Source organism: Colwellia sp. 6M3, from assembly GCF_014077595.1.
In the GTDB taxonomy this organism is placed as follows: domain Bacteria; phylum Pseudomonadota; class Gammaproteobacteria; order Enterobacterales; family Alteromonadaceae; genus Cognaticolwellia.
The window spans coordinates 1-261 of the sequence record NZ_JACGWF010000247.1; the positions used below are offsets into that span (position 1 = coordinate 1).

General features: G+C 48.3%; 1 tRNA gene. It reads left to right on the forward strand.

Going from position 1 to position 261, the window contains the following annotated elements:
- The first annotated feature begins 40 nt into the window (after positions 1-40).
- A tRNA-Glu gene (locus H4J50_RS19255) sits at positions 41-116 on the forward strand.
- Positions 117-261: the final 145 nt, after the last annotated feature.

Consider the following 261-nt stretch of genomic DNA (forward strand, 5'->3'; position numbering starts at 1 on the left):
CGAGTCTAAAAATTCAGTTGTCCTAGTGACACATTTATGTGTCCCCATCGTCTAGAGGCCTAGGACACCGCCCTTTCACGGCGGTAACAGGGGTTCGAATCCCCTTGGGGACGCCACTTACTATTTTTATAGTGAGTGTAGTGTTATTAAGAAAGCTCGCCTGAAACGAGTCTAAAAATTCAGTTGTCCTAGTGACACATTTATGTGTCCCCATCGTCTAGAGGCCTAGGACACCGCCCTTTCACGGCGGTAACAGGGGTT